Genomic DNA, 8,408 nt, shown 5'->3' on the forward strand with positions numbered 1-8,408 from the left:
TCGTATGAAAGGCGACTGGCGCCGCCATCGCGACTTGCGTCGCTCGCTACAAATGAGGCACAACGTCGTGACAAGGGACGCGTAGCGAGGGACGCAAGTCCCGATCAAAAGACTACAGGCTTCGTATGAAAGGCGGCTGGCGCCGCCATCGCGACTTGCGTCGCTCGCTACAGGCCATCGCGACTCGCGTTGCTCGCTACAGGTCGTCGCGACTCGTGTCGCTCCTCGCTGCAGGGTTACAAGCAAAGAAAAAACGAGCATTCGGCGAACGCTTCCTGTATAGTGCGCGACTCAAAATTTGAGCCCGCAGTCAAAGTCCTACCGGAATCTGCTCAACGGAAAGTACCTGCCGGCGTTGTCACCTCGACAGCCGCCTCAGACAAACGCTCGTGAAAAAGCCGACCTTCGAGAAGGTCAGCACACATGATCAGTACCCGACCGGGTTTTGCGCACGTCGAAAAAACGGGGTAATGCCGTCCATCAGGGCCGGCACTGGGCATTCATGTGTGCGATTCACAGAGTGAATCCTGAAAACAGGTACTTTTTAATGACCGAAGTCATCTCTTCCGACGTGTCCGTCACCTTTGCCGATCTCGGCCTGCCCGAGTCACTGGTGAAAGGCGTGGCCAACCTTGGCTACGAATCTCCGTCACCCATTCAGGCTGCCGCCATTCCCGCCCTGCTGCAGGGCCGTGATGTGCTGGGCCAGGCCCAGACCGGCACCGGCAAGACCGCCGCCTTTGCGCTGCCGCTGCTGGCGCGCATCAATGTATCACTGAACGCTCCGCAGGTGCTGGTGCTGACACCGACCCGCGAGCTGGCCATCCAGGTGGCCGAAGCCTTTACGTCCTACGCACGGCTGGTCACCGGTGGCCACTTCCAGGTGCTGCCCATCTATGGTGGCCAGAGCTATGGCATCCAGCTCAAGGCGCTGAGCCGCGGACCGCAGGTTGTGGTCGCGACTCCGGGCCGTCTGATGGATCACATGAAATCGGGCAAGATCAACCTGTCCCGCCTGCAGGCGCTGGTGCTGGACGAAGCCGACGAAATGCTGCGCATGGGCTTTATCGACGATGTCACCACCGTCATCGAAGCCTGCCCGGAAGGCCGTCAGTTGGCCATGTTCTCGGCCACCATGCCGCGTGAAATAGCGCGCCTGACGCAGACCTACCTGAACAAGCCGGAACATATCAAGATTCAGGCCACGGCCTCGAATCTGGCCCAGATCGAACAGTCGCATGTCATGCTCAAGCAGCATCACAAGCTGGATGCGCTGACCCGCCTGCTGGAAGTCGAAGACTTCGACGGCGCCATCATCTTCGCCCGTACCAAGGCGGCCACCACCGAGCTGAGCGAGAAGCTGGCTGCGCGTGGCTATGCGGTGGCGCCGCTGAACGGCGATCTGTCCCAGCAGCAACGTGAAGCCACCATCGACCGCCTGAAAAAGGGCCGGATCGATCTGATTGTGGCCACCGATGTGGCGGCCCGCGGTCTGGATGTGAAGCGGATCGATCTGGTACTGAACTATGACATCCCGCTGGATGTCGAAGCCTACACCCACCGGGTGGGCCGTACCGGCCGCGCCGGTCGTACCGGTCGTGCGGTGATGCTGGTGACGCCGCGTGAGCGTGGTCTGCTGAGCGCCATCGAACGGACCGCCGGGGAGAAGATCCCCCGCCGTGAGCTGCCTTCCGGCAAGGATATCGAACAGAGCCGCGTACAGTCGTTCCGGGAAGAGCTGGTCAAGGTTATTGCCGAAGAAGATCCGAGTGATTTCGAGGCGCTGGTCACCGAGCTGCAGGCGCAGGTCGACGTGCCGATGGAAACCCTGGCCGCCGCATTGCTGCGCATGGCGCAGAAAGACCGGCCGCTGAAGGTCGCTGCTCATTATCAGGACATCGTTGCCGATGTGCGTCCGGAGCGTGGCGACAAGCGCAACCCGCGTGATCGCAAGCCCGGCAAGCGCGTTGATACCAGCAACATCCGCTTCGAAAGCTACCGCATTGAAGCAGGCCGCAAGCATGGTGTGCGTGCCGGTGATATTGTCGGAGCCATAGTCAACGAAGCGGGTCTGGAAAAGGCTTATATCGGTCGCATCAACCTGCAGGACGATCACAGCCTGGTTGACCTGCCGGAAGGCATGCCCAAGGAAATGCAGCAGCAGCTCAGCAAGGTGCGGGTGCGTCAGCAGCCGATGCGCCTGAGCCGGGTAACTGGCTGAAGCGGCTGGAAAACTCTACCTGCTGCCGGGGTCTGCGTGGAAGGTTGCCTAAACCACAAGCTCAGCTTACTCTGTAGGCGCGTTGGCAACCGGATTGTCTGGCAGATCAAGGTAGCAGGAGTTTGATATCCGGGTCAGGCACGCACGCCTGACCAGTGACTTGGGGTAGAGGTGAAAATGGCGCGGTGGCTGATGGGGTGGCTTGCCCTGCTGGCGGTTCCAGTGGCAGCATTTGATCTGCACCTGGTATACGGCGAGCAGCACTGGCAGTTCAGCAAAGAAGAACTCGCGGAGATGCCAGGCTGGCACTTCACCACAGAAACGCCGTGGACTGTAGAAGCAGACGATTACCATGGTGTGCCACTGGCCGTGCTGCTGGAAACCGTCGGTGCCCCACAGGGCCCTCTCAAGTTGCGCCTGGTGGCACTGAATGACTACGCAGTGGAAACCGATGCACAGAAACTGGTTGATGCGGACGCCGTGATCGTATTCGAACGCAATGGAGAGCCGATGCCGGTGCGGGATTACGGCCCCTACTGGGTGCTGTTTCCGTTTTCCGACCGGCCGGAACTGATCAACAGGGACATCAGAAATGTGTCGGTATGGCAGCTGAAGACCATCGAAATCAACCCCTGAAGCAGCCTCAGGTTACGCCCACCCCGATCAACTGGCGATCACTCCGATTTATCAGTCTGGTCACCATCAGTACCCTTCTGGTGCTGATGATCGCCTTTACCCTGCACTCCGTGCGCCAGGAAATCATCACCCTGGGTGCTTCCGGTGAAGACGAGTTGTCGTGGAATGTGTCGCGGCTGGAGCTCGAGAACCAGCGGCTGATCAACGCCCTCAGTCTCTATATTGCAGAACCCACGGCAGACCGCCGACGTGAAGTGGATCTGCGGCTGGACATTCTGCTGCACCGGGTAACGCTGGTGCGCGGCCTGACTCGCTACCAACTGCCTACCGTCACGCTGGACCGACTGCATGCTGCCATGACGGAGCTGGAGGCGGAGCTGTCGGACATCGAGCCCGAACTGCTCACCATGGATCAGGCGTCAGCGCGGCTTGCCGTCGAACGCTTCCGCCGCCTGGAAGCCGAACTGTTCGAACTCAGCCAGACCTATATCTTCACCTCCACGGACCTGTCCAACCAGGCACTGGAAACCCTGCAGAACAACTACCGCTGGATTCTGGTGTTGCTGATCATCGGGGCCATCCTGATTCTGATGTACACCAGTTTCATTCTTCACGAGGTTCGCCGTTCGCGGCGCCTGCGCGAAATAGCAGAAAGCGCCAACGAAGCCAAGAGCCGTTTCCTCGCCAACATGAGCCACGAGATGCGTACGCCGCTGAACGGCATTATCGGCCTTACCGAATTGTTGCAGGACACCCAACTGGAACTGCAGCAGCAACGCTATCTGCAGACGCTGGAGCAGACTGCCGACAACCTGCTGAAGCAGATCAGCGATGTGCTGGACCTGTCCAAGATCGAGGCCGAGCAGTTCGAGTTCGAGGAAGAGGACTACGACCTGTGGGCAGCGCTCGGCGACACCCGCAGTCTGGTGGTCGCCATGCTGCGGCAACGGCAGAACCGGCACACCGAATTCGAACTGGAAATGGATGACGGTATTCCGCGCTATGTACGTGGCGACTGGCACCGGCTGCGGCAGATCGTGCTCAATCTGCTCAGCAACAGCGTCAAGTTTACCGAGCGCGGGCGCATCACTCTGCGGGCGCGGGCCGGGGAGAGGCAGCACGATCGGTTCCAGTTGATCATAGAGGTGGAAGATACCGGCGTCGGCATCGACGAAGCCTTCATGCCGCAGCTGTTTTCCGAGTTCAGCCAGGCCGACGTGTCGACCACCAGGCAATATGGCGGTACCGGGCTGGGCCTCGCCCTGAGCCGGCATCTGGCCCGCTTGATGGACGGTGACCTGGTCGCCTGCAGCACGCCGGGAGAGGGCACCACCTTCACCCTGACAGCCTGGCTGAGTCTGGGCCGGTCGCCGCTGGCGATACCGCCGGAACCGGAAGCGCAGGTGGAACTGAAAGGCTGCCGCGTGCTGGTGGCGGAAGACAACACTGTCAATCAGATGGTGGTGCGCAAGATGCTGGAGAGTTTGTCCGCCGAGGTGACCGTGGCTTCCGATGGCGCCCGGGCGCTGGACATGATCACCAGCCACGGGCCCTTTGATGTCATTCTGATGGATATCCACATGCCCGGCATGGATGGCTTTGTTGCCACCGACCGCATTCGCAAGCTGGAACAGCAGCAGAACTGGCAACGGCAGTATATCGTGGCGGTAACGGCCAATGCCCTCGCCGGGGATCGGCACCGCTGCATTGCCGCCGGCATGGATGACTATCTGGCCAAGCCGTTCAAGGTGGCCGAGCTTCGCAGTACGCTGGAAAACCGCAATTCTGTTGCCGGTCAGTCTGATCCGTCAGCCTGAGCGCGCCGTACCTCTGCCTGCAACTGTGGGAAAAACTGACTGAACACGGCGCTGATGTCATCGTGGCGCTGGTCCAGCACCTGCACGGCTGTGGCCAGCGGCGTGTTGAAACGGCTGCGTCGATCCAGGCTGGACAGCGCCCGGGCCATGCCTTCACGGGTGCCGTAGCCGGGCAGCCAGCGGTGCCGGACCAGCGCCAGACGCAGGCTGCGCAGACGCTCGTTCTCCGGCCCCCGATAGGCTGCCAGGGCGGTGTACACCTGGGCCGAGAAAGCGTCCAGCGAGCTGTCATGCCAGTCGGACCAGGTGCGGGCCAGGATGTGATCGAACAGTACATCCAGTATTACGCCCGAGAAGCGCCGAAAAGGCGGTTCGAAGCTGTGCCGCAGGGCCAGTACCTGATCGTGATGGTCGGTAAAACGGTCGATCACCTGATGCAGATGCACATGCTGGCGCAGGGTGGCCGTGGCGGACTCCGGCAACTGCCGTGGCGGCATGCAGTCGGGCAGCAACTGGCCGACACAGCCATCGGGTGTCAGATCGGAGAAATAGAGATGCGCCAGGTAATTCATGGCCTCGTGTCCTGTCTGGTCAATTCGACAGGACACTAGCATACAGTCTTTCAGGGCCCCTGTGGTACACTCCCGCGCGGCGCGCAGAGAGCAGCGCCGATACATTCAAGACGACTCCGGATTGGCACTTCCATGACCCAGAATGACCCCAACCAGGTTCTCCACAATGATCGTTTCCTGCGCGCTCTGGCGCGTGAACCGGTGGATCGCACGCCGATCTGGATGATGCGCCAGGCGGGCCGTTATCTGCCCGAGTATCGGGCCTCCCGAGCGCAGGCCGGTGACTTCATGAGCCTGTGTCGCAATGCCGACCTGGCCTGCGAAGTCACCCTGCAGCCGCTGGAGCGCTACCCGCTGGATGCGGCCATTCTGTTCAGTGATATTCTGACCATCCCCGATGCCATGGGGCTGGGGCTGTACTTCGAAACCGGAGAGGGCCCCAAATTCCGGCATGTGGTGCGCTCTGCCGCCGATGTCGAGGCTTTGCCGGCCCTGAATGCCGAGACCGATCTGGATTATGTCATACGGGCGGTCAGCACCATCCGCAGTGCACTGAACGGCCGGGTGCCGCTGATCGGCTTCTCCGGCAGCCCCTGGACCCTGGCCACCTACATGATCGAAGGCGGCTCCAGCAAGGATTTCCCGCATGCCAAGGGCATGCTCTACAGCGACCCGGACACACTGCATGCGTTGCTGGGCCGTCTGGCCACGGCAGTGACCGACTATCTGAATGCGCAGATCCGCGCCGGCGCGCAGGCGGTGCAGATTTTTGATACCTGGGGCGGGGCGCTGGCACACAATGCCTACACCGAGTTCAGTCTTGCCTATATGCAGCGCATTGTGGATGGCCTGATTCGTACTCATGACGGGCGCCGGGTGCCGGTGATCCTGTTTACCAAGGGTGCCGGTCAGTGGCTGGAAGCCATGGCTGATACGGGGGCCGATGCGCTGGGCCTGGACTGGACCACGGACATCGGTCAGGCGCGCGCGCGCGTCGGTGATCGGGTGGCGCTGCAGGGCAATATGGACCCGGCCGTGCTCTATGCCAGCCCGGAAGCCATTCGGGCCGAGGTCAGGCGCATACTGAGCAGCTATGGTCAGGGTTCAGGTCATGTTTTCAATCTGGGCCATGGCATCACGCCGAGCGTGGACCCGGAGCATGCGCGGGCCTTTATCGAGACGGTGGTCGACTTCAGCCCGGAATGGCACCGCTGAGCCGTTCGCCCGCTCAGGGGTAGAGCGGGGCCAGCCAGGTGGTGCCACCCAGCATGCGCTGCTGCTGCAGGTTCCACTGCGCCCGCTCGACCAGAAACGGCGTCGCGCGGCCGGGGGTATAGCGCGCCGGGCTGGGCAGGGCTGTGGCCAGCAGGGCGCTCTCCCAGGGGTTGAGCCGCTGTGCCGGTTTGCCGAAATGGTACTGGCTGCCGGCCTCGATGCCGAACACCCCGTTGGGACCCCACTCGGCAATGTTCAGATAGACTTCCATGATGCGCTGCTTGGGCCAGAACACCTCGATCAGCAGCGTGAACCAGGCTTCCATTCCCTTGCGAATCCAGCTGCGACCCGTCCACAGATAGAGATTGCGCGCCACCTGCTGGCTGATGGTGCTGGCGCCGCGCAACTGGCCGCGCCGTTCACGTTCACTCCAGGCGTCCAGCATGGCTTCGAGGTCGAACCCGCGATGCAGTGGAAAACGCTGGTCTTCCGAGACCACTGCGGCCAGCACGGCATGAGGGGGTATCTCTTCCCAGGCCAGCCATTGCCAGCGCAGCTCGAATACCTCCGGTTCCGCCTGCCACCAGCGGTGTACCATCACCGGGGTGCCCGGCGGGTTGACCCAGCGCAGCGGCACCACCAGCAACAGGCTCAGTGCCACCCAGATCAGGGTCAGGTAGAGAAACAGGCGCATGCAGTAGCGCAGCAGACGCATCATGGGTTCAGCTCAGCCGCTCGGTCAGCCAGCGGCCGATCACACCGATCTGTTCCGGGCACACCGCGTGCGGCATGACAAAGGTCTGATAGTCGACCGGGAGACCCCGGGCCTGCAACTGCTGGTACGACTGCTGGCCCAGCGCCTCGGGTACTATGGGGTCCTGAGTGCCGTGCTGAATCAGCACCGGCAGGTCCTGGTTGGCCGGGCTCCACTGAATGGAGTCGGCGGTGGCAAAGTAGGTCGACAGGGCCAGCAGGCCGGCCAGTCGCTCGGGGTAGCTGAGCGCCACCTCGTAGGCCACGGCGCCGCCCTGCGAAAAGCCGGCTATCAGGATGCGCTCGGGAGCGATGCCGTTGTCGCGCTCGCGCTGGATCAGGGCCCGGATCTGGGCTGCTGAAGCTCGCAACTGCTCGGTGTCGACCTTGCGTTCGATCTGCATTTCCAGAATGTCGTACCAGGCCGGCATGCTGACCCCGCCATTGACGGTGACCGGCAGGTTGGGTGCATGCGGAAACAAGAAGCGCACGGCGAGGTCATCCGGCAACCCGAGTTCAGGCACAATGGGTTCGAAATCGTGGCCGCTGGCGCCCAGCCCATGCAGCCAGATGACGGTGTGGGTGGCCGTCGAGGCCGGATTGATTTCGACGCAGGGCAGCAATGACATGTCAACTCCAGTGAACAGGGCTCAGGGTGTTTTGAACGGCCCCGTATGATACCGGATTTGCCCGCGGGCTGTCTGTTCCCCTATGCTCGATCCGGTCTGAAAACGGAAGCCCGAATCATGCTCACAGAACAGTTTGAACCCCGCTTCACCGATACCGATGCGCTGGGGCATATCAACAACACCCGTATTCCGGTCTGGTTCGAAGGGGCCCGCATGCCGGTGTTCCGTGTGTTCACGCCGGATCTGAACGTGCGCGCCTGGAAACTGATGATTGCCCGCTATGATGTGGAGTTCCACGGTGAGCTGTTTTACGGCATCCCGGTGGAGATCAGAACCTGGGTGTCCAGGCTGGGCAACAGCTCCTTCGATGTGACGCAGGAAGTCTGGCAGAACGGCGAACGGCGCGCCTCCGGCACCACGGTGCTGGTGCATTATGACCATCAGGCCAAGCAGTCGGTGCCGTTGTCAGAAGAGCTGCGCCAGCAGCTAGAAGCCTTGTAGAGAGGCACGTGTAGTGAGGGACGTGTAGTGAGGGACGCAAGTCCCGATTGAAGGCCACAGGCCC

Annotated in this window: 8 protein-coding genes; 5 read left to right on the forward strand and 3 right to left on the reverse strand. The window is 61.8% G+C overall.

What is annotated here, in order from left to right; all coding sequences use genetic code 11:
* Positions 1-547 precede the first annotated feature (547 nt).
* From E4656_RS16230 to E4656_RS16240, 3 genes are all read left to right on the forward strand, one after another.
* Positions 548-2,221: a DEAD/DEAH box helicase gene (locus tag E4656_RS16230; protein ID WP_135484361.1), complete on the forward strand. Its 1,674-nt coding sequence runs from the start codon at positions 548-550 to the stop codon at positions 2,219-2,221.
* A 177-nt stretch (positions 2,222-2,398) separates the two neighbouring features.
* Positions 2,399-2,857, forward strand: coding sequence for a putative pterin-binding protein (locus tag E4656_RS16235; protein WP_135484362.1), 459 nt, complete (start codon positions 2,399-2,401; stop codon positions 2,855-2,857).
* Positions 2,824-4,674 carry an ATP-binding protein gene (locus E4656_RS16240; RefSeq protein WP_135484363.1) on the forward strand — a complete coding sequence of 617 codons (1,851 nt, stop codon included), beginning with the start codon at positions 2,824-2,826 and terminating at the stop codon, positions 4,672-4,674. The genes E4656_RS16235 and E4656_RS16240 overlap by 34 nt, the downstream gene beginning before the upstream one ends.
* Here E4656_RS16240 and E4656_RS16245 read toward each other — a convergent pair.
* Positions 4,653-5,246 (reverse strand): acyl carrier protein phosphodiesterase, encoded by a 594-nt coding sequence (locus E4656_RS16245; protein ID WP_167856096.1) that lies wholly within the window; start codon positions 5,244-5,246, stop codon positions 4,653-4,655. The genes E4656_RS16240 and E4656_RS16245 overlap by 22 nt on opposite strands.
* A 132-nt stretch (positions 5,247-5,378) precedes the next feature.
* Here E4656_RS16245 and hemE point away from each other — a divergent pair, with 132 nt between their 5' ends.
* Positions 5,379-6,461: a uroporphyrinogen decarboxylase gene (hemE, locus tag E4656_RS16250; protein ID WP_135484365.1), complete on the forward strand. Its 1,083-nt coding sequence runs from the start codon at positions 5,379-5,381 to the stop codon at positions 6,459-6,461.
* Between the two features lie 13 nt (positions 6,462-6,474).
* On the opposite strand, the gene mtgA is transcribed toward hemE, so the two are convergent.
* Complete coding sequence (gene mtgA / locus E4656_RS16255) at positions 6,475-7,179, reverse strand: monofunctional biosynthetic peptidoglycan transglycosylase (RefSeq protein ID WP_135484366.1); 705 nt, start codon at positions 7,177-7,179, stop codon at positions 6,475-6,477.
* 4 nt (positions 7,180-7,183) lie between these two features.
* Positions 7,184-7,843, reverse strand: a complete 660-nt coding sequence (locus tag E4656_RS16260) for an alpha/beta hydrolase (RefSeq protein WP_135484367.1) — start codon at positions 7,841-7,843, stop codon at positions 7,184-7,186.
* A 117-nt stretch (positions 7,844-7,960) separates the two neighbouring features.
* Between E4656_RS16260 and E4656_RS16265 the strand changes: the two genes are divergently transcribed.
* Positions 7,961-8,344, forward strand: a complete 384-nt coding sequence (locus E4656_RS16265) for an acyl-CoA thioesterase (protein WP_135484368.1) — start codon at positions 7,961-7,963, stop codon at positions 8,342-8,344.
* Positions 8,345-8,408 lie beyond the last annotated feature (64 nt).

The organism is Natronospirillum operosum, from assembly GCF_004768465.1.
Lineage (GTDB): Bacteria > Pseudomonadota > Gammaproteobacteria > Pseudomonadales > Natronospirillaceae > Natronospirillum > Natronospirillum operosum.

What these genes read in the sequence shown, in the direction of transcription:
- E4656_RS16230 (WP_135484361.1), top strand. Translation starts at nt 548, where the DNA reads ATGACCGAAGTCATCTCTTCCGACGTGTCCGTCACCTTTGCCGATCTC.
- E4656_RS16235 (WP_135484362.1), top strand. Translation starts at nt 2,399, where the DNA reads ATGGCGCGGTGGCTGATGGGGTGGCTTGCCCTGCTGGCGGTTCCAGTG.
- E4656_RS16240 (WP_135484363.1), top strand. Translation starts at nt 2,824, where the DNA reads ATGGCAGCTGAAGACCATCGAAATCAACCCCTGAAGCAGCCTCAGGTT.
- E4656_RS16245 (WP_167856096.1), bottom strand. Translation starts at nt 5,246, where the DNA reads ATGAATTACCTGGCGCATCTCTATTTCTCCGATCTGACACCCGATGGC.
- hemE (WP_135484365.1), top strand. Translation starts at nt 5,379, where the DNA reads ATGACCCAGAATGACCCCAACCAGGTTCTCCACAATGATCGTTTCCTG.
- mtgA (WP_135484366.1), bottom strand. Translation starts at nt 7,179, where the DNA reads ATGATGCGTCTGCTGCGCTACTGCATGCGCCTGTTTCTCTACCTGACC.
- E4656_RS16260 (WP_135484367.1), bottom strand. Translation starts at nt 7,843, where the DNA reads ATGTCATTGCTGCCCTGCGTCGAAATCAATCCGGCCTCGACGGCCACC.
- E4656_RS16265 (WP_135484368.1), top strand. Translation starts at nt 7,961, where the DNA reads ATGCTCACAGAACAGTTTGAACCCCGCTTCACCGATACCGATGCGCTG.